At 60.2% G+C, this 23,998-nt stretch carries 24 protein-coding genes and 3 pseudogenes; 21 read left to right on the top strand and 6 right to left on the bottom strand.

The features are described 5' to 3' along the window. Nucleotides 1-558: 558 nt before the first annotated feature. The 7 genes from UB23_RS18905 (at nucleotide 559) to radC (ending at nucleotide 6,883) form a co-directional block, all read left to right on the top strand. Entirely contained in the window at nucleotides 559-1,314 is a 756-nt protein-coding gene (locus UB23_RS18905; RefSeq protein ID WP_045060822.1) for a PFL_4669 family integrating conjugative element protein, read from the top strand. Beyond that, nucleotides 1,311-1,829: a DUF3158 family protein gene (locus UB23_RS18900; RefSeq protein WP_045060821.1), complete on the top strand. Its 519-nt coding sequence runs from the start codon at nucleotides 1,311-1,313 to the stop codon at nucleotides 1,827-1,829. Before UB23_RS18905 ends, UB23_RS18900 begins: the two co-directional genes overlap by 4 nt. Beyond that, nucleotides 1,826-2,293, top strand: a complete 468-nt coding sequence (locus tag UB23_RS18895) for a single-stranded DNA-binding protein (protein ID WP_045060820.1) — start codon at nucleotides 1,826-1,828, stop codon at nucleotides 2,291-2,293. The genes UB23_RS18900 and UB23_RS18895 overlap by 4 nt, the downstream gene beginning before the upstream one ends. A gap of 178 nt (nucleotides 2,294-2,471) precedes the next feature. Then, on the top strand, nucleotides 2,472-4,439 hold the full coding sequence (locus tag UB23_RS18890; RefSeq protein ID WP_045060819.1) for a DNA topoisomerase III: 1,968 nt from the start codon (nucleotides 2,472-2,474) through the stop codon (nucleotides 4,437-4,439). A 940-nt stretch (nucleotides 4,440-5,379) separates the two neighbouring features. Next, nucleotides 5,380-5,961 carry an STY4534 family ICE replication protein gene (locus UB23_RS18885; RefSeq protein ID WP_045060818.1) on the top strand — a complete coding sequence of 194 codons (582 nt, stop codon included), beginning with the start codon at nucleotides 5,380-5,382 and terminating at the stop codon, nucleotides 5,959-5,961. 71 nt (nucleotides 5,962-6,032) lie between these two features. Then, nucleotides 6,033-6,290: a hypothetical protein gene (locus UB23_RS18880; protein WP_045060817.1), complete on the top strand. Its 258-nt coding sequence runs from the start codon at nucleotides 6,033-6,035 to the stop codon at nucleotides 6,288-6,290. A 98-nt stretch (nucleotides 6,291-6,388) separates the two neighbouring features. Then, the gene (gene radC, locus UB23_RS18875) at nucleotides 6,389-6,883 is read left to right on the top strand and encodes a RadC family protein (protein WP_045060816.1); all 495 of its coding nucleotides are present in this window, start codon (nucleotides 6,389-6,391) and stop codon (nucleotides 6,881-6,883) included. 428 nt (nucleotides 6,884-7,311) lie between these two features. Here radC and UB23_RS18870 read toward each other — a convergent pair whose 3' ends face one another. Both UB23_RS18870 and UB23_RS18865 read right to left on the bottom strand, forming a co-directional pair. After that, on the bottom strand, nucleotides 7,312-7,644 hold the full coding sequence (locus UB23_RS18870) for a type II toxin-antitoxin system HicB family antitoxin (protein ID WP_045060815.1): 333 nt from the start codon (nucleotides 7,642-7,644) through the stop codon (nucleotides 7,312-7,314). Continuing rightward, complete coding sequence (locus UB23_RS18865; RefSeq protein ID WP_045060814.1) at nucleotides 7,641-7,895, bottom strand: type II toxin-antitoxin system HicA family toxin; 255 nt, start codon at nucleotides 7,893-7,895, stop codon at nucleotides 7,641-7,643. The genes UB23_RS18870 and UB23_RS18865 overlap by 4 nt, the downstream gene beginning before the upstream one ends. A 289-nt stretch (nucleotides 7,896-8,184) precedes the next feature. Between UB23_RS18865 and pilL2 the strand changes: the two genes are divergently transcribed. The 8 genes and pseudogenes from pilL2 to UB23_RS18825 form a co-directional block, all read left to right on the top strand. Further along, nucleotides 8,185-8,727 carry a PFGI-1 class ICE element type IV pilus protein PilL2 gene (gene pilL2 / locus UB23_RS18860; protein ID WP_045060813.1) on the top strand — a complete coding sequence of 181 codons (543 nt, stop codon included), beginning with the start codon at nucleotides 8,185-8,187 and terminating at the stop codon, nucleotides 8,725-8,727. Next, the gene (locus UB23_RS18855; protein WP_045060812.1) at nucleotides 8,724-9,395 is read left to right on the top strand and encodes a hypothetical protein; all 672 of its coding nucleotides are present in this window, start codon (nucleotides 8,724-8,726) and stop codon (nucleotides 9,393-9,395) included. Before pilL2 ends, UB23_RS18855 begins: the two co-directional genes overlap by 4 nt. Nucleotides 9,396-9,404: 9 nt before the next feature. Beyond that, the gene (locus UB23_RS18850) at nucleotides 9,405-10,124 is read left to right on the top strand and encodes a TIGR03759 family integrating conjugative element protein (protein ID WP_045060811.1); all 720 of its coding nucleotides are present in this window, start codon (nucleotides 9,405-9,407) and stop codon (nucleotides 10,122-10,124) included. After that, the gene (locus tag UB23_RS18845) at nucleotides 10,106-10,654 is read left to right on the top strand and encodes a transglycosylase SLT domain-containing protein (RefSeq protein WP_045060810.1); all 549 of its coding nucleotides are present in this window, start codon (nucleotides 10,106-10,108) and stop codon (nucleotides 10,652-10,654) included. Before UB23_RS18850 ends, UB23_RS18845 begins: the two co-directional genes overlap by 19 nt. Then, nucleotides 10,651-11,166, top strand: a complete 516-nt coding sequence (locus UB23_RS18840; protein WP_052673007.1) for an integrating conjugative element protein — start codon at nucleotides 10,651-10,653, stop codon at nucleotides 11,164-11,166. Before UB23_RS18845 ends, UB23_RS18840 begins: the two co-directional genes overlap by 4 nt. Nucleotides 11,167-11,175: 9 nt before the next feature. Beyond that, nucleotides 11,176-13,335: a type IV conjugative transfer system coupling protein TraD gene (gene traD / locus UB23_RS18835; RefSeq protein WP_045060809.1), complete on the top strand. Its 2,160-nt coding sequence runs from the start codon at nucleotides 11,176-11,178 to the stop codon at nucleotides 13,333-13,335. 40 nt (nucleotides 13,336-13,375) lie between these two features. Continuing rightward, complete coding sequence (locus UB23_RS18830; protein WP_045060808.1) at nucleotides 13,376-14,104, top strand: TIGR03747 family integrating conjugative element membrane protein; 729 nt, start codon at nucleotides 13,376-13,378, stop codon at nucleotides 14,102-14,104. A 150-nt stretch (nucleotides 14,105-14,254) separates the two neighbouring features. Beyond that, nucleotides 14,255-14,734 (top strand): annotated as a pseudogene (locus UB23_RS18825) (integrase domain-containing protein); the annotation flags it as partial. Between the two features lie 198 nt (nucleotides 14,735-14,932). On the opposite strand, the gene UB23_RS18820 reads toward UB23_RS18825, so the two are convergent. Both UB23_RS18820 and pyp read right to left on the bottom strand, forming a co-directional pair. Further along, on the bottom strand, nucleotides 14,933-16,204 hold the full coding sequence (locus tag UB23_RS18820) for an AMP-binding protein (RefSeq protein ID WP_045060807.1): 1,272 nt from the start codon (nucleotides 16,202-16,204) through the stop codon (nucleotides 14,933-14,935). An 11-nt stretch (nucleotides 16,205-16,215) separates the two neighbouring features. After that, the gene (gene pyp, locus UB23_RS18815) at nucleotides 16,216-16,593 is read right to left on the bottom strand and encodes a photoactive yellow protein (protein WP_045060806.1); all 378 of its coding nucleotides are present in this window, start codon (nucleotides 16,591-16,593) and stop codon (nucleotides 16,216-16,218) included. 455 nt (nucleotides 16,594-17,048) lie between these two features. Here pyp and UB23_RS30345 point away from each other — a divergent pair. Continuing rightward, nucleotides 17,049-17,222, top strand: a pseudogene (locus UB23_RS30345) (IS110 family transposase); the annotation flags it as partial. Between the two features lie 23 nt (nucleotides 17,223-17,245). After that, nucleotides 17,246-17,403 (top strand): annotated as a pseudogene (locus UB23_RS30340) (transposase); the annotation flags it as partial. A 532-nt stretch (nucleotides 17,404-17,935) separates the two neighbouring features. Here the strand turns inward: UB23_RS30340 and UB23_RS18810 are convergent. Both UB23_RS18810 and UB23_RS18805 read right to left on the bottom strand, forming a co-directional pair. Then, entirely contained in the window at nucleotides 17,936-20,383 is a 2,448-nt protein-coding gene (locus UB23_RS18810) for a YbcC family protein (RefSeq protein WP_045060805.1), read from the bottom strand. Continuing rightward, a complete protein-coding gene (locus UB23_RS18805; protein ID WP_045060804.1) occupies nucleotides 20,380-21,918 on the bottom strand; it encodes an NADH-quinone oxidoreductase subunit L in 1,539 nt (512 codons plus the stop codon). Before UB23_RS18805 ends, UB23_RS18810 begins: the two co-directional genes overlap by 4 nt. A gap of 103 nt (nucleotides 21,919-22,021) precedes the next feature. Here UB23_RS18805 and UB23_RS18800 point away from each other — a divergent pair, with 103 nt between their 5' ends. The 4 genes from UB23_RS18800 to UB23_RS18785 all read left to right on the top strand — a co-directional run bounded on the left by UB23_RS18800 (nucleotide 22,022) and on the right by UB23_RS18785 (nucleotide 23,997). Beyond that, nucleotides 22,022-22,894: a LysR family transcriptional regulator gene (locus tag UB23_RS18800; protein WP_045060803.1), complete on the top strand. Its 873-nt coding sequence runs from the start codon at nucleotides 22,022-22,024 to the stop codon at nucleotides 22,892-22,894. Nucleotides 22,895-23,036: 142 nt separating this feature from the next. Then, the gene (locus tag UB23_RS18795) at nucleotides 23,037-23,372 is read left to right on the top strand and encodes an integrative conjugative element protein, RAQPRD family (RefSeq protein WP_045060802.1); all 336 of its coding nucleotides are present in this window, start codon (nucleotides 23,037-23,039) and stop codon (nucleotides 23,370-23,372) included. After that, a complete protein-coding gene (locus UB23_RS18790) occupies nucleotides 23,369-23,608 on the top strand; it encodes a TIGR03758 family integrating conjugative element protein (RefSeq protein WP_045060801.1) in 240 nt (79 codons plus the stop codon). Before UB23_RS18795 ends, UB23_RS18790 begins: the two co-directional genes overlap by 4 nt. 17 nt (nucleotides 23,609-23,625) lie before the next feature. Further along, the gene (locus UB23_RS18785) at nucleotides 23,626-23,997 is read left to right on the top strand and encodes a TIGR03745 family integrating conjugative element membrane protein (RefSeq protein WP_045060800.1); all 372 of its coding nucleotides are present in this window, start codon (nucleotides 23,626-23,628) and stop codon (nucleotides 23,995-23,997) included. Nucleotide 23,998 lies beyond the last annotated feature (1 nt).

Genomic DNA, 23,998 nt, shown 5'->3' with positions numbered 1-23,998 from the left:
GATGTGTATAAGAGACAGCCACCACCACCACCACCACCTCGATCCAGAAAGCCGGACGAACCGCTATCACCCTTGGTGCAAGCCTGCCTGGATGAGTTGCGTCAGCTCCCCGCGAAACGCCCTAGCGGTAAGTAGATTTGTTGCCCAGGACATCAAGGCGGATGCCGCCCTGCGAGCTCGGATCAATGGAGGGCCGTTGTCCCGTGCCGATCCTGGATCTCAGTGGACTTGATGCCACTGGCATCAAAGCGGAGGTCGCCCTGAATCCTCAAATCGTTTGAGGGCTGTTGTTCCCCCGTATCCATCCTGGACCTCAGTGGATTTGATGCCACTGGCATCAAGGCGAATGCCCCTCTGAGGCTCCAGATCGGTTGAGGGCAGTTGTCCCCATAGCGATCCTGGACCTCAATGGATTTGATGCTCCGGGCATTACGCCCGAGAGCGATCAGCATCACCATTCACCCGTGGCAAACCGAACAGACCGCGTTCAGCTTTTGGGCTGCTCTTGCACATCCTCCGCCGCAATGCTCTCGCCTAAGCACCTGCGAGGACAACACCGTGGCCGATCACTACCAACTCAACCTGGGCTCATTGCGCAGTAGCATCACCCTGACCCTGCACACCCACCACGCCGCGCGCATCTGGCAAGGCCGGACGGCCCGCGAAGGCGTGCACGCAATCATGGGCATGGCCGGCTATATCAGCGTCACCAACCTGATCAAACAGACCTCGGCCCACGACGATCCCTACGCCGACTGGGCCATGTTGCAACTCGAAGAAAAATTGCTGCAGGCCAAGGCCGGAATGCTGCAGCTGACTCAGCAATTGGATCGGGTCAGGCAGGACCTGCCGACCCAGATCGACATGGGTGACAACCTCAACATCCACCCGGTGACCTTGCCGCTGTACATCGGCAGTCAGATGGGCTTTCTGGCGGTTTACCTGCTGACCGACTACGACACCTTGGTGCGCCGCACCTTACTCGCCCATCACACCGCGCTGATCGGGCGCGTCGACATGGAAGCCTGGATCGACGACGGTGCCCATCTGCTCCGCAGCCTGTTCGGCCTGGCGCAGCGCTATCGACATGCCGGCGTCACCCGGGATGACATGGCGGCAAACAACGCCCGGGCCCATGAGGCCATCGACAAGTTCGGTTTGCCACCACAGGACGTTCTCGAAGGCCAGCGGCGCTCGCAGTTTGCACCGCCGATCATCCGCGGTGGTGCTGCGCCCATGGCTGACACTGAAGCCCTGGTAAGCAACGCGGAAGATCCGCCAGCGATCCTACCTGAGCCGGAGGATCAAGCATGAGCCCCATCAACCCGACGCAATCGATACCCCGCGACGTGCTGACAGCGGATGCCTATCGACAGCTCGAACACGCAGCCTCCCTAAAAGGCCTTTTAAAACCTTTTAAGAGTAAGGGGGAGTTGGAGCACTTGGCGCAGGTGGCGAGGGACATCGAGGCGCAGTTACGCCAATTGATGGAGGCCGTCATGCAGCAGGCCGGACGACCACCTTATTCACTGCTGGATACGCGTTTGGTGCTGCAAAACACCGGTTCCGGCAGCACGTTCCTGCGCTGGCGTACCCGTGACTTCGCCCGCATGGGTGTGGCGGTCTGGGAGCAGCAAGTGGCCCATCCCGCCCTGTCGCCGGCCATGCGCGAAGGGCTGTACCAATTCGAATGCGAGCGCATTGCACTGAACCTGCAGATGAGCGTGGTGCATTCGCTGTTTCGCCAGGCCACCACCTGCGCGATCAAAATGGCCAGCGCCGAGCAGGTGCTGCGCCAACTCACAACCGCAGTGGAGGTATCACGATGAGTACTTTTTTCGTCGGCGAAGGCAACATCGGCAGTGCGCCAGAGTTCCAGGAATTCACTTCCGGCAATGACGAACCCCGCCGCTTGCTCCGGCTGAATGTGTATTTCGACAACCCCGTGCCACGCGAGGGCAGCTATGAAGACCGCGGCGGTTACTGGGCGCCAGTAGAGCTCTGGCACCGCGACGCCGGACACTGGAGTACGCTATACCAAAAAGGCATGCGCATTCTGGTGGAAGGCCGCACGGTCAAGGACGAGTGGGAAGACAGCGAGGACAACGCACGGGTCACCTTCAAGATCGAGGCCCGCCGCGTTGGCATCCTGCCGCACCGTGTGCACAGCGTGGTGATGCGGGAGCGCTCCAGTGAACAGGCGGCGCCTGAGAAACGCGGCGAACACAGTACAGCCCGGGCCAACAGCCAGGGCTCTTCAGCAGCCGCAAAATCCAGGAAGCGCAAGGCGTAATCAACCCAAAAGCGAAGGGCGACGGGCCTACAAGGTGCGCCTCTGGTGAGCCTGACGTTCACCCTTCAGTGCTAGGCTTCCCGGCATGAAAAATGTGGAGAGTCTGGCATTCAGGTTTCTCATAGCCTACCCTGCGATTTCCCATGACGCTGCTCTGGACCCCATCCGGAGCAGTGTTATGCGCCTATTCCTCTGCGAAAAACCCTCTCAAGGTCGAGACATCGCCAAAGTACTCGGCGCCACCCGGCGCGGTGAGGGTTGCCTAATTGGCAGTGATGCCACCGTCACCTGGTGCATCGGCCACCTGCTCGAGGCCGCCCCGCCCGAAGCCTATGGCGAGCAGTACAAGAGCTGGTCGCTGGATCAGCTACCGATCATTCCCAGGCAGTGGAAGGTCGAGGTCAAACCCAAGACGGCCGGACAGTTCAAGGTCATCAACCGCCTGCTCAATGAAGCCTCCAGCGTCGTCATCGCCACCGACGCCGACCGCGAAGGTGAGATGATTGCCCGTGAATTATTGGAGCTCTGCCACTATCGAGGGCCCCTTCAGCGCCTCTGGTTGTCCGCGCTCAACGAGACATCGATTCGCAAAGCCTTGGCCGCACTGAAGTCCGGCGAGGAGACCTTTCCGCTCTACCATGCAGCCCTAGCCCGCAGCCGCGCCGACTGGCTGATCGGCATGAACCTGAGTCGGCTGTTTACCCTCCTCGGTCGGCGTGCGGGTTACGACGGGGTGCTGTCGGTGGGACGGGTGCAGACCCCGACCCTGCGTTTGGTGGTCGATCGGGATCGTGCGATTGCCAGTTTTGTCCCAGTGCCTTACTGGGACGTGGAGGTGAACCTGTCCTCGATGGGTCAGCGTTTCATCGCGTCGTGGTTACCGCCCAGCTCAGGACGAGATGACGCAGGTCGTTGCCTGCAGCAGGCACTGGCCCGTCACGCGCTCCAAGCGATCACAGGCGGCAAGATCGCCACAGTGCTCTCGTTGCAGACTGAGCATTGCCGGGAAGCACCGCCTCTGCCCTTCGACCTGAGCACGCTGCAGGAAGTCTGCTCGCGCAAATTGGGGTTCGGTGTTCAGGAAGTCCTGAATATCGCCCAGGCCCTGTATGAAACCCACAAAGCCACCACCTATCCACGCAGTGATTGCCGTTATTTGCCGGAGAGCATGTTCGACGAAGTGCCGGCGGTCCTCGATGCCCTGCTCACCACCGATCCTGCGTTGCAGAGCGCACTCGAAAGACTCAATAGCTCGTTGCACTCACGGGCCTGGAACGATGCCAAGGTCACCGCGCACCACGGCATCATCCCCACCACCGAGCCAGCGAACCTGGCTCGGATGTCCGAACCCGAGCGCCAAGTCTACGTACTGATCCGTAGCCATTACCTGGCGCAATTTCTGCCGCATCATGAGGTTGATCGGACCCAGGCCGAACTGGAGTGCGGTGGACAGCGGTTAACCGCGGTGGGTAAACAGATCCTAGCCCAGGGCTGGAAAAGCTTGCTCGACGACAGCGCCGAAGACGATGAGCCGAGCCAAAAGTCCCAGGTACTCCCCGCCTTACAACAAGGTACGCAATGCACCTTGAGCGACGTCGAACTCAAGGCCCGGCGCACCACCGCCCCCAAACCCCTCACCGAAGGCGAGCTGATCAAGGCCATGAAAAACGTGGCCAAACTGGTCAGCGATTCCCGCCTGAAGCAGAAACTGCGCGACACCACCGGCATCGGTACCGAAGCCACCCGCGCCAGCATCATCAAGGGTTTGATCGACCGTGGTTATTTACTGAAGAACAAACGCGCCCTAAAGGCTTCGGCAGCGGCCCATACCCTGATCGAGGCGGTACCGGCCGCAGTCGCCGATCCGGGGATGACCGCGATCTGGGAACAGGCTCTGGACGAAATCGAAGCAGGACGTCTGCCCCTCGAGGCGTTCGTCGCCAAGCAGGCAAGCTGGATTGCGCAATTGATCGAACACTGTGGGACGCTCAGCTTGGCGGTGTCTGTCGCAGCCGGTCCGACGTGTCCAGTTTGTAACAACACGATGCTTCAGCGTAAAGGGAAGTCGGGGCTGTTCTGGTCGTGCTCTCGGTACCCGGCATGCAAGGGGACTTTGCCCTTCAAAAAAGAGACGCATCGCCAGTGATGCGTCGCCTAAACATCAGGATTTCTCTTGCGGAAAGGGCGGAACGATTGACTGCCCTGCTCGGCAGTACCTAGGCATTAAGCTCAGACTTGACGCTGGCGCGCCGTCTCTGCTGTAGTAGTTTCGTTGCATCGCCAATGGCGACCCAAGACCGATAAGCTCCGGGTAGCTCGGTCGGACTCTCAGAGTTCGGGGCCTTCTTCTCAGTGGAACAATTTCCCCACTACATGCTCGACCTGATCGTGGTGGCGGATGCCCCCTGTTGCCTCTGCCAGGCAATAGCGGTCATCCGCTTCGACGCTCATATTCAGCCCCGGAGCCCATCGGGGAAATACTGGGCACCCTTTGTGCGCGGATGCGTGCCAGTAGGTTCCGACCCAGGCCACGACAAGGGTCGGTTGGCGAATCATGACGCAGTGAATCAAGCTTTGCGAGGAGCCGTTCGACTGCGCAAGACCGTCAAAGGTGGCTTTTCTCTTCCTCGCCTGGCCCCCGCCGGGCCCCTCTTCACTTTTTCAGTCCGCTGATTGCCACTGTATTCCAGGTATCAAAAATCGGTTTGCAGCGCCTTGACGCGCGACGTTGCCAGGTTTATAAAAAGGGCGTGGTTCGCTGTCGTTGACAGCCCAGCCCAGGTAGCCAGAACCTTTAAGGCTACGCCACGTTCGTGGTGGTTGACCCAAGTGCGATCAGCGTTCGGAGGCTCGCACGGTTACCGCTTCAGCGGTGATGAATGCCCACTCCCCCAGGTCCTCGGACTTTTCCCGCGGACGCTCTTCTACCGTACCGCTATTTCCCAGATGCAGCATCCTGCTCGTCATTGGCTTGCCGCTGACGGCTCGTTCATTGCTGACTTTTACGTTACCCACCCTGACGGGGGCTCACTTCCCCGTCCAGGGAGTGTGTGTCGCCGTTTTCCCATGAAACAGGAGAAACCATCATGGCCCACGCCAACCAACCCCAAGAAGCCATCACCTACTTCAATTTGCACACCGTCGGTATCGGCTACCTCAACCGTGTTCGTGAAGTACAAGTCCGCCGCGGCCAGCCATTCATGGCTTGCGATATCGCCGCCCTACACGGTGCCACCGATGCGGTGGAATACACCCGCTTCGATTGCAAGGTCGCCGGCGGCGAAGCTGAACGCTTGATTCGTCTCTATATGGACGCCGTCAAAGCTGAGAAAAAGGTTTTGCTGTCGTTTCGTATCGGTGATCTGTGGATCGATCCGTTTCTATACGAGAAAGGTGAGAGACAAGGCCAGCCAGGCGCCAGCCTGAAAGGTCGTTTGCTTTTCATCGACTGGATCAAGGTCAACGGCTCGCTCGAGTACAAAGCGCCCGCCAGGCAGGAAGCAACAGCCCCTGCGGAGCACGCGCCAATTCATGAGTCCTCTCCAACGTTGGCGGATGCAGAAGCTGAGGAGAGCGAAATCCCAACAGAGGCTCAGCTCAAACCTGAAAATCAACCCTCTCCACACACCGCTAGCCGTGACGCAACCCACACTGTTCAGTCCATCTGAACAGTCCGCGATGTTCCTCACCCAAGCGCTCCGTCGAGCGCCTGTACTTCACTTAGCACAGGAGAACCACCATGGAATCCTTCTGGCTTTGCAACGACTGTCTGTTCGCTGCTGCTTACGAGGACTACAGCGCTTTATCGCTCTACGACACACCGGATGAAGTCGAGAAACGCCTCGCGGCTATCCAATCTGGACTGATGCACTTGATGCCCATCAGTGCTGACTTCGACGCCGAGGCCGGCTGGGGAATCAAAACCTTTTCCTCGTTGCCCTGTGAGGGTTGTGGATCGCCCCAATCGGGTCAACGCCACCAATTCACTCGGCTGTAAACGACGCAACATCGGCTAACGCCCGCCATTTCATACCCACCTGGGGAGACCACTCCCCTGGGGTGCCTCCCCCTAATGACTCCATCGGAGGCACTACCATGGGCACACAACTCATGCTGATTGAAAACATGGATTTCGAGGCCGATCGTATCGCCCAGGAAAACCGGGTGATCGACGAAGCCCTGCTTATTTTGGATCGTCGGCTGTTCTCCCGCGGCCCCGACCTAGCCTCACCTGACGCCGTGGCGGCCTATCTCAAACTGCAGCTTGCGCAACAAGAGCATGAAGTTTTCGGTGTGATTTTTCTAGATGCTAAGCACCGGGTGCTGGCGTTCGAAATTCTGTTTTACGGCAGCATCGACGGCGCCAGCGTTTATCCGCGACAGGTCGTTAAGCGCTCTCTGGCGCATAACGCGGGCGCTGCCATTTTGGTTCACAACCACCCCTCAGGTTGTACGGAACCCAGCCAGGCAGATCGCCTTCTGACCGCACGCCTGAAGGAAACCCTGGCCTTGGTCGAAGTGCGTGTACTGGATCACTTTATCGTAGGCGAAGGCCGTCCCCTCTCCCTGGCCGAATATGGCTGGCTTTAACCCTTACAGGCGCCTTCGGGCGCCTGGTTCATATGCACCCAGCATGGAGACACAATCTTGTGGATGAATGTCCCGCCGTCAACTGACCACAGCAAACGAAGGGAAGACGATGAGCTGTTGCTGGGATTGAAGAAGTTTCAAGTCTTCAAGACTGCAATCGTCCAGCGAAGAACACGCTTCGGACATGAGAGATCGGTAGAGGCACAGCATCGCCTTCAGCGGCAGAGGAAGATCTTTCAAACAGCAGAACTGAATCAATGGAGCATGACTGACATGCTCAGGATGATACGCCCGGCAAAGCATCGGGCTTTAATTCGTATCCGCCCTTTTATGCCTTCGTCACATTTGCCAAGCATCATGCGGTCAGCCAAAAGGAGTTGGCCCTATCTACAGAGAGCCCGCCCGTGCGGGCTTTTTGCTGTCTGGCATCACGCGTGCGTAGCACGCTCGAACACTTCGTCAGCCCACTGGTTTAGGCTCTTGCCGGCGGTTTGGGCAGCAATGGTCGCGGCAGCATGCACTTCGGGACGAATGCGCAGCATCACTTTCCCAGAGGCTGGCTTCTCAGGGCTGAGCCCTTGCTCAGCACAGTCAGCCAAATAATCCTCTACAGCGGCAGCAAACTCGGCGCGCAGCTCGGCCACGGAATCGGCGTGAAAGCTGATGATGTCGCGCACACCCAACACTCGGCCGACGAAGATGTCGTCACGCTCATCAAACTCGACTCGAGCCGTATAGCCCTTATAGGTCATGCTGTTCATAGCTCAACTCCTGCTCGCTGAAGAAACTCGCGAGCTTCTTCTACCTGATACTTCTTGGCTTCTTTTCCTGGGTGCGGTCGATGGCAGCGCCATTGCGCGTCTCTCAGTACGAGCTTGACCCGCGAGCCTTCGCGCTCCAGTACCTGACCGCCCAGATGAATGACCAAGGCCTCAATGTCAGAAAAAACTACCCCCGCGCTGGTTGGCGTGCGGTAGATAGCTTCCAGAGTTTTTCGGTGCCTGTTCTTCATGCGTCTTATGCTATCAAAAAAAGATAGCACACGCTAACCCTTCCAAAACCGCCGAAGGCCGCCACTGAGGGGGTACTTTTGCATATGCAGGCACCCCCAGCACGCTATCTATACTGTCCATTGCGGATGAAATCCTCCATTAGCCTGTCATTGTCGGACTCGCCGTTTTTGATGAGTAACAACGTGAAGCGCAATGCATTATAACGACCCACCCTGAGTCGGATTTCTCACTGAGTCATCCTGCTCCTCATGCCAGGCTCTGTACTGAATCTGACATGAGGATTTTTCTATGGGCCGTTTCTTCACGCCTATTTGCCTGCTGGGGATGCTCAGCGCCTGCACCGCGCAGGTCACCAGTACCTCATCACCCCCACATCTGATCGACAGAGGTGCCAGTCGGGCACACTCCTCGATAAGCACCGTCGAAGGAAGACATCAGGCAGAGCTCCGTTACGGCCGCTATACGCGGGTCAGCACCGAACCCACGCCAGAGCAGTGGGATCTTCTCGCGCAAATTATCGAGGTGACCATCCCGTCCAGCCTGAGCCCCTCAGTACAGGACGCCCTGCACCACGTGCTCCAACGCTCGGGCTATTCGCTCTGCCCTGCCACCCCATCGGTGCAAGTGCTCTTCACCCGGCCCCTGCCCGCAGCCCATTACCGGCTTGGCCCCATCACGCTGCGGAGCGCACTGCAGGTGCTGGCTGGTCCGACCTGGCCACTCACGGTCGATGAAGTCAGTCGTTCGGTCTGCTTCACCCAACAAACAATCGGTCTCGCCGCCCTGCCGCTGACGGCTGTCCTGTCCCGCTCACCGGAGACGGGCCCATGAAATCCTCGACCTTTCAAACCTTCATGGTTGGCTTGCTTTGCCTGACAGTCGCCGGCCTGACCGGTGGTTTGTACAACCAGTATCAGCGTCTGGACGAGCTGCAGAGTACGACCACCGAACGCCTACAGCCCCTAGACACTCTGCGACACGATGTAAGTGCACTGGAGAATGCACGGAAAAAGCTGCAGTTCGCATTGAACGACTTGAAACTGGCAGTCGATAGCGGCGAGCAACAGGGCAATACGCTCGACCCCCTGTTGGATCAGTGGGCGCAAGATATCCAAGAACTGCGCAAGGGTTTGGCCACCCGTGCCACCGAGGCCGACATGACGGCGCTGCGCGCACGCCTAGAGCAGGCCGAGCAACGACTTCTGGACCTCAAGCCCCGGTCACCTACCCCACCAGCAACATCTTCAGAGTCCAAACCAAAAAAGACCGCTAGCCCCCAGCTCGTCGCACTCTCACCACCGTTCTCGGTGCTGGCGGTCGAGTCCCGCGCGGGTGAACGCTTTCTCGCCACCGCGCCGCCTGGCAGTCGCTCGCTCGCGGATATCCGGCTGCTGCATAGCGGTGAACAAGTCGGAGCCTGGCGCTTGAAAGCACTGGAGCCGAGATCCGCCCTCTTCGCGGTGACGGGTCAACCCGATCAGACTGTGCCACTCCCGTGAGAAGCGATCATGAACAGAGCGCCGTTAGCCACTCTCGTCTGCTTCGTGTCGCTGCTGGCCGCAGGCTCCGCGCTCGGTGATACCGTCACGACCCAATCATTGATTCAGGATACGCCGTCGACGTCTTTGGCACGCTCCCGCACCGCGCAAGCGGCGAACTGGGGACTCACCGAGCAGGAGTGGTCACGTTTCGAGCGCATCCAGGCTGGGCCACGTGGCTTCTGGAGCCCGAACCTCGACCCGTTGACCGCACTCGGAATTGAAGCCGAGAGCGACCAGGCACGTCAGCGCTATGCCGAATTACAGGTCACGCTAGAGGCTAAACGGGCCGAACGCGAACTGGCCTACCAGAACGCTTACAACACCGCTTGGGCCAAGCTGTTTCCCGGACTGCTGCCCATCCAGGGCATGGCGTCCCCGTCCCCAACCAGTTCACCGGTCGCACCCCGCCCTGCCTTGTTTGTCGAAGACCAATGCCCAGCCTGTTCCGCCGAAGCGCAACGTCTGCAAAGCCGTGACGTGGCATTCGATATCTACCTGGTGGGCAGCCAAGGTGAGGATGAGCGTGTGCGCAGCTGGGCGCGGCAAGCCGGCATTGACCCAGCCCGGGTCCAACGCCGGCAGATCACCCTGAACCATGACCGGGGTCACTGGTTCAGCCTCGGTGCACCAGGACCTTTGCCCGCCACATTCGAACAGGTGAATGGACAATGGCAACGCCTCCACTGATTAGCCTGGTACTCATGCTGATGACGCTGGCGACTCAGGCCGCGGAACTACCGCCACCCGCCTACCAACTGGCGGCACAGCGTTCCGACATCCCGTCGACGGTGCTGTTCGCCATTGCCTTGCAAGAGAGTGGACTCCGCGTCCGGGGTCGACTACTGCCCTGGCCCTGGACCCTGAATATCGCCGGTAGCCCTTATCGCTTCGCCACCCGCCAGGCGGCGTGCCAAGCCTTGCTCCTAGCGCTCGCCCAGCATGACGCCAAGCGGATTGATGTCGGTCTCGGGCAAACCAATCTGGGTTACCAGGGACAACACTTTTCCAGCCCCTGCGACGCCCTCGACCCCTATCGCAATCTCGCCGTGACCGCCGCGCTGCTGCGTAAGCACCACGCCGTCACCGGGGATTGGGTGTTGGCGGCCGGACGTTATCACCGCCCGGCGGGAGGTGCAGCGGCTGCGCGCTACCGCGCGGGTTTTACCCGGCAACTCGAACGGCTGCTGATTTCCCTCAACGAGGTCACACCACCATGAAGCGCATACCTCTCACCTGTTACTGCATCCTGCTCCTGGCACCTTTCGCCCAGGCGGAATTGACCGTGGTCGGAGATTCGCCGGACGACGTCACGCTGCCCTATTTACACGTGACAGGTGCTCAGAGGAGTGACCGACCTCAACCTGATCGGGCCATGCATGCCGACCTGTCTACGTTTACCGATGAGGCGTGGATCCTGCCAGTCCGCAGTTCCCAATTGAGTCCTGGCCCAATCTCGCCACGAACCCTGAACATGCCTGGCCTACAACCCTTCTTTTTGGTGGGTGGCGACCCTCAGTCGCTGACCTGGCTGCGTCAACGCGCGACTGAACTCCGTGAGCTGGGCGCGGCCGGCCTGGCCGTCGAAGTAACCGATACCGAAGCCTTGCTCCGGATTCGAGCGGCGGCGCCGGGCCTCACCATCCTGCCGGTCAGCGGTAACGAGATCGCCATCCGCTTGCAGATCGAGCACTACCCCGTCTTGATCACCGCCACCGCACTGGAACAGTGAGCCCCGACCATGGCCGAACATGCGATGGAATCCAAGCTCCGGCCGGCGGTGGAACTGTACACCGTAGCGATCTGCATCGCGGCCGCCGCGCTGTGCCTGTATTCACCTTGGGCCGTGGCGCTGTCCCCTGAAATCGGCCTGGTCGCGGCGTTGGCCTATGCCTTGTTTGGTTTTATTCGACTGCGCCAAGCCTGGGACGTGCTCCGCTATCGGCGCAATATCCGTCGCTTGCCCCGCTACGAACTGACCAGTCGACAGATGCCCGTCAGCCGCCAACGCTTGTTCATGGGCCGCGGTTTTCGCTGGACTCGCCTGCACACCCAGCGTCTGGTCGAGGCCCAGGACCCGGCCGTGGCCCGTTATGTCGATCCGCCGACCCGCTACCGCCTGGCCCGCAGGCTTGAACGGCACCTGGAGCATGCGCCGTTTCCACTGTCAACCCTGGCACGAATCACCGCGTGGGACAGCACCTTCAATCCGCTACGGCCGTTGCCCACTGTAGGCGGTTCACCGCTGCTGCATGGGGTTGAGCCGGATGAGATGGAAGTCAGTCTGCCACTGGGCGAACGGGTCGGACATACCCTAGTGCTGGGTACCACCCGTGTGGGCAAGACACGCCTGGCCGAGGTGTACATCACCCAGGACATCCACCGCGTAAAACCTGAGGTGGTGATCGTGTTCGACCCCAAAGGCGATGCCGACCTGCTCAAACGCATGTACGTGGAGGCCAAACGGGCCGGCCGGGACAAGGAATTCTATGTATTCCATCTGGGTTGGCCAGAGATTTCGGCCCGCTACAACGCCGTAGGACGCTTCGGGCGTATCTCGGAGGTGGCCTCGCGCATCGCCGGGCAACTCAGCAGCGAAGGCAACTCCGCCGCTTTTCGCGAGTTCGCCTGGCGTTTCGTCAATATCATCGCCCGGGCCCTAATCGAGCTGGGTCGGCGCCCGGACTACCTGCAGATCCAACGGCATGTGGTCAATATCGACGCCCTGTTTATCGAATACGCCCAGCAGTTTTTCGCCAAGACCGACCCGACAGCCTGGGAGGTCATCGTCCAACTCGAAGGTAAACTCAATGAAAAGAACATTCCTCGCCATATGGTTGGACGCGAAAAACGCGTGGTGGCCATCGAACAATACCTGGCGGCGAAACGGGTATTCGATCCGGTACTGGATGGATTGCGCTCGGCGGTGCGTTACGACCGCACCTATTTCGACAAAATCGTCGCCTCGCTGCTGCCACTACTGGAAAAGCTCACCACCGGTAAGACTGCGCAGTTGCTGGCCCCCAATTACACCGACCTGGATGACCCGCGACCGATCTTCGACTGGATGCAGATCATCCGCAAACGCGGCATCGTCTATGTCGGCTTGGATGCGCTGACCGATGCCGAGGTCGCCGCGGCGGTGGGCAACTCCATGTTCGCCGACCTGGTCTCGGTGGCTGGGCATATCTACAAGCATGGCATCGACCATGGCTTGCCTGCCGCGGGCAGCAGCGCCGACAAGCTACCGATCAACCTGCACGCCGATGAGTTCAACGAGTTGATGGGCGATGAATTCATTCCGCTGATCAACAAGGGCGGTGGCGCAGGCATTCAGGTGACGGCGTACACCCAAACCCTCAGCGATATCGAGGCACGTATCGGTAACCGCGCCAAAGCCGGCCAGGTTATCGGAAACTTCAACACCCTGCAGATGCTCCGAGTACGCGAAACCGCCACCGCTGAGCTGCTCACCCAACAGTTGCCCAAGATCAACGTGCTGACCAAAACCTTGGTCTCAGGCGCCACCGATACTTCCGACCCGGAGGCCACCACAGACTTCACCTCGTCCTCCCAAGACCGGGTCAGCAGCACCAGCGTGCCGCTGATCGAGCCGGCCCATATCGTCAGCTTACCCAAGGGGCAAATGTTCTCCTTCCAAGTGGGCGGACAGCTCTGGAAAGTCCGCATGCCACTGCCCAAGCCTTCGCCCGACGACGCCATGCCCAAGGATTTGCAGGAACTGACTCAGCGGATGCGCGCCAGCTATAACGAGCAGGCGGGGCACTGGTGGAGTGCAAGCGGTGGCGGTCCGACGCTCGACTTCGATCCAGATCGCGCCACGCCACCACGTACCTCCTCAGTGGTGGATTCAAGTGCGCCTACTCAGCAGGTGCCGTGACAATGCCGCCCCGGCAGTGCGCCTCGCGGAGTCAAGAAGGATGACTTCAGTTCAGCCCCCTCCACCGCAACCGATCCAGCGCCCAGGGCTGATCGTGTCGGCGATTGGCCTATTCCTGCGCATTATCGGTTTGCTGATCGCCTCGTTGTTGTTCTCGATCCTGATCGAGTTTGCCGGTCTGCTGCTGTTCTGGGGTGATCAAGGCTGGCGACACAGTCAGGCAATGCTGAGCAGCGAACTGGGCTGGCTCAGTGAGCACTTCAAATCCTCACTGATCCTCCAACAACCAGGGCAGACGATTATCCAGTGGATGGATTTCCTCAACCACTGGTTGTTGGTCAAGACCGGTTTTGCAGACTTTGCCCAGCAGGCGCGGGTGTCGAGCCAGGGCAAGGGTTTCTGGAGCGGGATCAATCAGCTGTATGTGAGCATTGAGGATTTCGTCCTGGCGGCGGTGTATGTCAGCTTCACCTTTGTGGTGCGTCTGACCATCTTGGCCTTGGCGATTCCTCTGTTTCTGCTGGCCATGTTCACCGGTTTTATCGATGGCCTGATGCGCCGCGACCTGCGAAAATTTGGAGCCGGGCGAGAAAGCAGCTTTGTCTATCACCGGGCCAAGCGAGCGGTCATCCCATTGCTGATCGTGCCCTGGATCCTTTACCTGTCCCTACCCTTTTCGCTTAACCCGATGGCGGTATTTCTGCCGTGCGCCGTGATGCTCGGGGTGACCATGGCCATCACAGCGGCGACGTTCAAAAAATATCTCTGAGTGCGACACGAATGCTTATCTGCGCAAGTGTTCAGGAGGCCAGCTCATAGATGCCCAAGCTCCCGGCATGCGATTCTCGGCCGGAAGGAGCCGCCTGTCACGCGTCAGTGGACACCCCCCGCAGCTGATGGCTTCGAGAGGAGTTTGATCATGGCATTGGTGGGTAGACGAGGTGGACGAAATTTTGGCTATGGCCGACAACTGAGTTATGCCGGACCGCAAGCCTTGCGCGACTTTTTTGGCGGCGGGCATTACGCCACGGTCAAGGCGCACAGTGATCGCTGGCAGGCGTTTATCCGCTGGTGTCGTTCGGAGGATGGGCCGGGGTTTAACGATGCGCGACACATAGATCGGCAGACCTTGCTGGACTACGCAGAGCATCTGCGCCAACAAGTTGAACAAGGCGCTATCGGCCTCGCGACCGCGCAAAATCGGTTGTCCAGCGTGAACCGGACTATGGCGGCACTTCGCGGCGATCAGTCGGTGAAGGTGCCGAGTCCGAGTATGGCATTGGGAATGCGGCGCACCAGTGTTCGTCGCTCGGTGCCGCAAGGCCAAAACCACGAACATGTGAAGCGAATCGTCGACGTGCTCTGTAAACACCAAATGCCGCGCGTGGCGGCCATCGTGTTGACACCGCCGCCGAATTGACCCACGTGCTGACGCAAGACTGATCCGCCTCCAAATCTGCACAAATTCAGCAAAAGCAAAGGTTCGCGAGGGACAGACTGGGTCAGCGATATCTCGGCAACTTGATCAATTCAGCGTCGGCGTCAACAGACAACTTTTAGCTTGCCTACTTTGCGCTGAGCCAGATGAGGCATAGTCCTATAAAGGCCAGTCGCTTTCCTTGCCTAATGCGCTGCGCGGCAGTTTTGAACCGAATGTAAAGGCTTTGGGGCGCTCGGCCACTGTCAAATTGCACGTGCACCATGCCTGCAGAAGTGCCTTAAGGGCTACTTCGTCATCCTGGCCCTCTGCGGGCACGATAAAGGCTTTCAGGCGTTCGCCTTCAAGTGGCGACATAAGCCGAACAGCCGCCGCCGCGACCTCCGGCAGGCTTTGCAGGCGCTCGCTGATGCTGGCTGGAAACACATTGATCCCGCCTACCTTTACCGCCTTGTCTCGACGGCCTATCGGCCGGAAATAAGCCTGATCCAGCCACTGCAGTTGGTCGTTTAGCTCATAATCTGAGCCGCTGACGCATTCGCTCAAGGAGTCAGCGTGACTGCCGCGCTGCCATCGCGGAAGCAGTTTGAAGGGCGACTCGGGGTCGCCGCGCATGCCGATCCCGCCGGTCTCGCTTGAGCCGTAGACCTCGATCATGCGCTCCAGGCCTTGCTGGCGCAGTTGGCGAATTAGCCTGGGATCACATGGACCGGTAGAGGTGATGGCGGTAATCCCTTCTGCAAAGCAGGCGCCCTGGCGAGTCAGTTGCCCCCAGATAAACGGAAAGCCGATCAGCAGATCGCCTGCCTGCATCTTGCGTTGGTTGATCAGTGCCAATGCCTGTGGGCCCCGAATAACCGGCAGTTGCAGTTGCAAGGGCAGCAGTACGCTGAAGATGAAGCCGTAAATGTGGTGGCATGGGCTGAGCGCGATAATGCGCTGCGCTGGCTGCTCGGTGTCTGGACCTAGGTACTTGGCAAAAAAGTGTGCCTCGTTGACCAAGACATCCCACTTCTGCGGGCATTGCTTGGGCGTACCCGTGCTGCCGGATGTGGCAAAGGTGAGGTTCTCAGATCCGCGTAGACGCGCGTTTACGACCAGCTCTGCCCATTCGCCAATGGTCTTGAAGCGCAGTAGGTAATCTTCAAGACCGCTGTCATAGATGTTGAAGAAGGTGGCGACGCGGGTCGCCAGGCTGAGCAGCTCCAGGGAATCAGCACCTATGGCGATCGGGTACTGATCAGACTCACAGGTTTCATGCACGTCACCGATCAGGGTCGAGGCATCCCAGAGTTCGCTACCTATATGGTGTACAGACAGGTAGCGCAGGGATTTGAGTTCATCAGCGAGTAACGACACGATAACGGCCAGAATGCTGGCTTTATCCAGTTCAAGTCGGTTCAAGCTGATCTCTGCGGGCTGGTTAGGCATGGGGAGTTCAATCAGAGGCGCTTAACGAATACCCAGTAGGTGTCGTCGATCAGGGCCTTCTTCATGTGCACTTTTACTTTGGTGGGCTTCATTTGATAGTCGAATACATATTCGAACATCGTGTTGAGGTTGCCACTTTTGACACCATCGGCGAAACGGCCCTGAAACTCCGGGCGATTGGTGCAAGGAGCCACATCACGGAAAAAGCTCTTGCCAATAACCTCACTCGGCTTACGACCCGTTATGTCACCTTCAGCGGCGTTGTACTGCAGGATTTTGCCAGAGGCATCGAGCTGAATGGCGCCAAACGCCACTTTATCGAGTTGCCCGGTGGTCATCCTAGCGAGGGTGTTTTCAATGTCGTTGGACCCGAAACTGACTAATTCCATGACGTATTCCCGTTGGCCGATGTAAAGATTTTAGTTGTACAGAATGCGCCAGATGTACAAGTTTTGCAAAATTATCCTGCGGCTGCCTCTGCTAGCCTCTTGCATGGGATCATGGGGATATCCGGCCGGCTATGCCCATCAGCAGTTACCTCGACCTATCCATCCAAACGCAGAACAGTGGTGGTGTTAGCAAAATGCCTAAGTGCTAATAGCTGTCCTCGGGCGGACGCCAGCTTGGCATTCAGGATGCTGATACGCGCCGGCAGTACAGGGTCGGAAGCCACTCCAGCAATTCATCAAAGGCCCCATACTTTCGATATGCGCTCGCTTATGCTTGCCTCCAACCGAACTGGAAAAAACTTCATAGGCCTTGGTATGGACGCCCCCGCCCATAATCGGATCGCGTACCAGAGTGAGTCGTGTCACCATCCACTCGCACGAAGGGGTAGTCAGCTCTGGAAATCAGAATTGTTAGTATCGACTTAGCCAAAAATGTGTTCCAGATTCATGGCATAAACGAGTGAGGCAGGCCCCTATTGCGCAAGGAACTGAAACGCGATCAGGTGGCAGTATATTTTGCCAACTTACCGCGCTACCTGATCGGCATGGAAGCTTGTAGTGCTCACTACTAGGCCAGTAGTCGCTCTATCGTGATGCGGAGAACTTTAAAAACGGGCGGCAATTAGCTGCCTGGTTAGGCCTCGTAACTCGTTAGCATTCCAGAGGTGGAAGGCCAACATTACTAGCATCAGCAAGCGAGAAGACTCGTGTCTGCGAACCTTTATGATTCATGGCTCCCGCTCAGTGATCTAAAGGGCCGGCTAGAAAACGATCACGATATTTCTCCTGTCGAACTGGACTGAGCTGGATATCTGGCAGTGCAACCATATCTTGGGTATCGAGGTCGTCGACTTGTACGGCGCGGAGCCAAGTCCAGTGGTAGAGCTGCACGGCAGGACGACGCGTTTGCTCGCGCACCTGAGCCCGTATCAGCGCGCCAGTATCCAGATCCGCTGGTATGTTTTCGCACGTTTAGCCGCTACCCGCTGACCAGCGCCGTGGAGTCCAAGGCGTAGTCGCGCCCGTGATTACCCATGAGATACTGCTGACCCGGACCTCCGAAAACCAAGGCTGAGTCATCGACCATGACCAGGAAGGCTCGATGGATAAGAAAGTCGAGGGTTTATTTCTAGCCCGCTCGCCGGGTTCTAGAGCGCAAGAGCAGACTGGGCCCTCAGACGGCCTTTGCGTTTATCTGTGTTCTCTGTCCCCCGGTTCGCCGACGCGTTTTCCCCGTCAGCCTGGCCGCAATCCCGCTCCCGATAGAGACGGCCTGCGCAGCTTAGTCACCTTCCAGAGGTTGCCAGCCCTCGACCGTACGCCGCTCCAGTTGAGCCGGCTGACCGTCGAGGCGCAGCAGATGAAGCCAGCCATGGTGAACCAGATCCCGCACTACCGCGTGCGTTGCGATCACCCGATCGATCATGGCCTGCGGCGCATCGATCACCACATGCAAGCGCAGAGGGCGATGCATCCACTGCCGGCCATCGTGCAGCGACTGACGGGCCAGGCCGATGCGCAGATCGCCGCCGTTGCCCTCGAACACGCCGATGTGCCCACCCACCACGTTGTGCAGCAGCTTGTTGCCGCTGCCGAAGCGCAGGTTGTCGGTGGTCGAGGTGAAGTATTGCAGGTTGATCCAATGCGCCACCACCATGGGCGCGGTCATGATCAACTCTAGCAGCCGCCCCTCGCCATCCTGCCGCCAGTCATAGTCATGCAGGAAGGCCCGGCCCTGCAGGTCCACGCCCCGGGTGCGCGAGCGCGGCGCGGCGATGAAGGCCGCATTGCCGGCTAGGCCCCATTCGGGCCGGGTCTGGGCCCAGTCCCGGGCTCGCCGGCGCAGCAGATTGAGCAGTTTGCCGGGCTGCTCCTGTACCGGGGCCAGTCCCAGCTTGGCCGCCCGTTCGCGGCGTACCCGGGCAGCGGCCTCATCCAGTGCCTGACGCACGCGCTGCCAGCTTGGCTGCAGAGTGGCCGGAACAGCCTCGTGGGCGAACACCTGCACCTCATCGGTGCTGGTGTTGTGCAGACCGGCCAGGACGTGGCAGTACGCCGGCAAATCATGCCCGCGCTTGCACAACTCGGCACGCACCTCGACCTCATTGAGCAGCCCGGCCAGCAGGCGCGTATTGATCTCGCCACTCTGGCCGCAGCAGGCGCCGCAGTCGAGCCCAGCCGCCTGGGGGTTGTTGGCGCTCTGACTGCCGTGCCCAAGCAGCACCAGCAGCGCAGGCATAGGCCCCCTCAACCCCATGGCCTGCAGGATGCGCTCGGCTAGGTCGACCTTCTGCGCCAGCGGCATGGCCGGCAGCAGCGGTTGCAGTTGCTGCCACTCGGCGAGGCGCCAGGCACTGCGGTGCGCCTCCTCAGCCCTCCCGAGCAGACCGCAGGTGCGTCCGAGCAGAGCCCCGGCATAGCCCAGACCGACACTCTCGACAAGGGTGAAGGTCGAGGCCGGCAGACGTTCAAACAGGCGCCAGCGCCCCTGGCGTGCCAGCCGGTCTTGCCGCAGTCGAACCAGTTGATGATCCTGCTCAGCATCGCCGCTGCTGTCGCTGACCTGCAGCTGCGGTGCCAGCAGGCCCGGCAACTGCGGGCGGGTGGCGGTGGTGCCCAGCGGCGTGTAGGCGATGGGCAGGCCGAAGAAGCCGGCGAAACCGCCTGTATCGAGCTCGGGACAGACCTGTTCCAGGGCGCGGCGCAGGGGCTCGGAGCGCACATCAATACAGAAGAACAGCTTGGCCAGCCGCGCCTTTGGCGCTGCCGCCGGTTTGGCTCGGCACAATAGCCCTTGCAACTGCTCCTGCCAGGCCAACTCGTCGGCCCGCTGCCACAGCTGCAGGGCTTGCCAGTCGGCCGACGGCGGCTGCTGAAGCAGGCGCTGCCAGGCCGAACGCCAGCGCTGCCAGCGGCTCTGCGAGTCGCGCTGACGATCGTCTACCAGCCACTCCCAGGCCGCACGGATGGCCAGCAGCTCCAGCATCGTTTGGTCATCCTCGCCCTGCTGGCGCGCCTGCCAGCGCTGGTAGGCACACCAGGAAGCCCAGCCCAGGCTGCGCAGCAGCAGGCAGTCGAACCAGGGGGCCCAGTCATCGGCTGTCAGCCCCAGGCGCTGCACCGCCGCCTCCAGCGCCACCTGCGGCTGCAACGGCAGCTCGGCGATGCGTCCGTCCAGGTCGCGACAGGCACTTAGTACGCTGAGCCCTCTATCCGCCAACATGCTGCTGCGCCAGGCCTGGTACAGACCGGCGCTGTCATCCGGGCGCCAGTCGGCCTGTTCGCGGTCGAACCAGGCAGCGCAGCACTGGCCGATCTGCTGGGTGATAAGCACCGGCCAGCCCGGCTGCGGGATACCAGGCTCGGCCAGGTCTTCCAGCAGTGGCAGCCCCCCGTTTGGCTCCTGCTTCGCATCCAGAGCCTGCAGCAGATGCTCGCTGGTCCAGGACACACCCTGCTCGGTCAGGGCCTGATGCAGGTGACGCTCAGCGATGCTGCCCTCTTGCCAGGCCTGCCGGTAGTCCTCGGTGCTCAGGGTCAGGCGACTGCCAGCGCGCAGCCAGAGCTGTTGTGCGACCTCATGCCAGGGTTGCTCGCGACGCTCCCACAGCGGGTTGACTGCGATCATGCGATCCAGCGGCCAGGTCGGCGCGATGCGTGCACAGGCCTGCAGCGCTGACGCATGCAGAGCATCCCGGTCGAGGCTGACTAAATGTTCGAGCGCAGTCATGTGCGGTCTCCAGTCGCGAAGGTCGAAACCCGGAGCGGGCGAACCGGCCACAGGCGGAAGGTCAGACGGGTGAAGTGCTCATCCAAGTAGAAGCCGGCAAAGGCCAGCGGATATAGGCGTTGCGCCAGTACTCCCTTGGGGCGGGCCAGGATCACGGCCTGCAGCACGTAGAGCCCGAGGAACAGCAGCACTGCCAGCCAGGTCAGCGGCAGGGGCGCTTCTGCGTGCGGGTAGTCCAATATCCAGGCCGCCGCCTGATGCCAGATCAGGTAGGCGCCTAGAAGTAGAGCGAACACCACCATTCCATGCAGCACGTGGCCCTGACGCAGGCACCAGGGGGCCAGGCCGATGGCCAGGATCGCCAGGGCCGCCAGGGGCAACTCGTAGGTTGGTACCAGCCAAGTCCACAGCCCCTGCAACAGCGTCAGCGCCAGGCCGGCCAGCAGCAGGGCCAGCAACAGGGCCAGCAACAGGCTGCCCAGGCTGGGCATCAGAGCGTGGGGGTGCAAGGCATGTCGACGCGCCAGTGCCACGGTCTCTCCGGCAGCCAGGAAGGCATGGGCCTTGTAGAACGAGTGCGCCAGCAGGTGTACCAGGGCCAGCTCATAGAGCCCCAGACCACACTCCAGCAGCATCAGGCCCATCTGTGCGCAGGTCGACCAGGCCAGTCGCACCTTGATGCTGATGCGCGTCATAATGACCAAAGCGGCGACTACAGCCGTCAGTCCGCCGACCAGCACCAGCAGGCTCTGCGCCGGCACGGCGGCGGAAAACAGCGGCGCGAAGCGCAGCAGTAAAAATCCACCCAGATTGACCAGCCCCGCGTGCAGCAGCGCCGATACCGGTGTCGGCGCCTCCATCACTTGAATCAGCCAGCCATGCACCGGCAGTTGCGCCGACTTGAGGATGACCGCCAGAGCCAGCAGCAACGCGGCCAGCTGCAGGTCCCAGCCGAGCTGGCCGTTGGACTGCAGGCGTGCGTTCACCGCATCGAGAATCATCGCGATGCTGCTGTCGCCGCCGGCGCGCACCAGGAGCACGGTGGCCAGCAGCAGGCACACATCGGCCAGGCGGCTGGCGAGAAACTTTTTGTGTGCCACCACCAGGGCCTGCGGGCGGTCGCGGTAGAAGGTGAGCAGTAAGTGCAGGCACAGGCTGGAGAGTATCCAGGCCCCGACCAGTAGGAACAGATCGGAGCTGGTCACCACCGTAGCCACGGCTGCCAAGGTACCGAGCAAGGCCAGTACATAACGCCGCTGTCCTGGCTCACCCTCCAGATAGCGCCAAGAATAGTCGATGATCACCAGCGCTAGCAGGCCGACCAGACCGACCATCGCCAAGCCGAGCCGATCGTTGCCATGCCCATCGAGGGCCGCCTGCAACCAGGCACCCGCCGCCAGTCCCAGACCAAGGCAACCGGCCAAACGGGCCGGCCACCAGAGTCCCTTTGGCGTACGCACAAGGGCCACCGGCAGCAGCGCCAGGGTATACACCCAGGGCAGCAACTGGGCTAGGGGAAAAAACAGGCTGGGCATGGGGCAGTCTCCGCGATGGTTTAATGGCGCAAGTGTCGAGGAGTGCTTGAATTATTAAAAATAGATAGATAAGAATCTATTGTTTACTTTAGAAGAACGAATAATGCGCCGACTGAACTTCCATCATTTGCATTACTTCTGGGCAGTGGCCAAGGAAGGCAATCTGACACGCGCCGCCGAAGCGCTGCATGTGTCGCAGTCGGCTTTGTCGACGCAAATCCGCGTATTGGAGGGCCAGCTCGGTCACGCCCTATTCATCCGCTCCGGCCGAAGTCTGCAGCTGACCGAAGCGGGTCGCCTGGTACTGGACTACGCCGAGACCATCTTCGCTCTGGGCAGCGAACTGCAACGCACCCTGCAGAACACCCGACAATCCAGCCAGACGCTACGCATCGGTGCCGTGGCCACGCTGTCTCGTAACTTCCAGGAAAACCTGCTTCGTCCTTTCCTCGGTCGCGACGACCTGCGTTTTACCCTGGAATCAGGCAGCCTGGATGACCTGCTGGAACGCCTGACCCTCCATAAGCTGGATGTGGTGCTGACCAACAGGGCAGTCAGTGCCGATGGCAATCGTACTTGGCAATGCAGGCTGTTAGATCGCCAGGCGGTATGCCTGATCGGTCCTCCACGTAAGGAGGCCCGGCCGTTCGACCTACGTCGTGACCTGCAGCAGGCGCGCTTGATCGTGCCCGGGCGCAGCAGCGATGTGCGTAGCCAGTTCGAGGTCTACTGCAATAGCCATGGTCTGAATCCAGTCATCTGCGCCGAGGTCGACGACATGGCCATGCTGCGTCTGCTCGCGCGCGACTCCGGCGACATGGCCCTGTTGCCGGCGGTGGTGATTCAGGACGAGCTGCGCAGCGGTGATCTGCAGCTGTATGCCGAGGTGCCAGACATCGCCGAGCAGTTCTTCGCTGTAACCCTGCAACGCCAGTTCAGTCTGAGCATTCTGGACGAGCTGCTTAATAAATCTTGATCGCGGGAAATGAAATAGCGACACGTCGAACTTCATCTCCAATGTTTCCCCCAGAAAAAGCGATCCACCGCCACTCGCTTTTCTTACTGAACAACCTCGCCATTAACTCGATTCTGTGACCATACCGACATGGGGCAGGATCATGCCAACTACCACCTTTCGCTGCTGGTTACTGCTGTCACTGGTCATCGTCCAGGGCAGCAGCTACGCGGCCTCCGCACAGGAACAGACTCAGTTCAGTCTGATCCTGCAGCAACTGGACACGATCGAACGCCTTGCCACGCGAGCTGAGACCGCCAGCACGGCTGAATATAGCGAACGCTATCGCTTCGACTATTCCCGCCTATCCCAAGACATTCAGCGCATCCGCCAAGGGGTACAGGGCTACCTGTCCCCTTCCCGCGCCCAACCGCGCGATCCCGCGGAACTGGTCGGTGATTACCGCCTCGACACGCCGCCCGCGGAGACCTCGCCATGAGCATGACGGCCGCGCAGACCGCCGCGTTCCAAAACGCCTCCGGTTTCTCGACCCAGAACAGTTCGACGCTCTGGCTATCCCTGACGCTAGTCCTGGCCTTGCTCTGGTGCACCTGGGTGATGTGGACGGCGTACCGGGGTTGGGCGACTGGCAACGTGCGCTTCGGCGCGTTTGGCGGCAGTGCCGCGCGGGTCGTGCTGGTGTTGCTGGTCCTGATGTTTTTTACCCTGTCCTAATCCAGGAGATCGCCGTCATGCTCAAGTGCTTTGCCTCCCTGAACAACAACCTGCGTGACCGTGCCAGCCAGCGCCTGATCGGTCTGTTGCTAGCACTCGGGCCCAGCCTAGCCTTGGCCGCACTCCCGACTATGGAAGCACCTTCCCGGGGTGAAGGCACCGGCTTGATCGAGACGATCAAAAACTACGCCTACGACGGCGGTATCTTGCTCGGCCTGCTGATTGCCCTACTGGCTTTCCTGGGCGTGGCTTGGCATTCGCTGACCGTGTATGCCGACGTGCAGAACCAACGTAAGACCTGGAAAGACCTCGGCGCGGTGGTCGGCATCGGTGCCCTGCTGGTGGTGATCATCATCTGGTTCCTGACCAAGGCTGCCGCGATTCTGTGAG

The sequence above is a fragment of the Pseudomonas sp. ES3-33 genome (assembly GCF_000952175.1).
Classification (GTDB): domain Bacteria; phylum Pseudomonadota; class Gammaproteobacteria; order Pseudomonadales; family Pseudomonadaceae; genus Aquipseudomonas; species Aquipseudomonas gregormendelii.
This window is presented reverse-complemented; position numbering and strand designations above follow the sequence as displayed.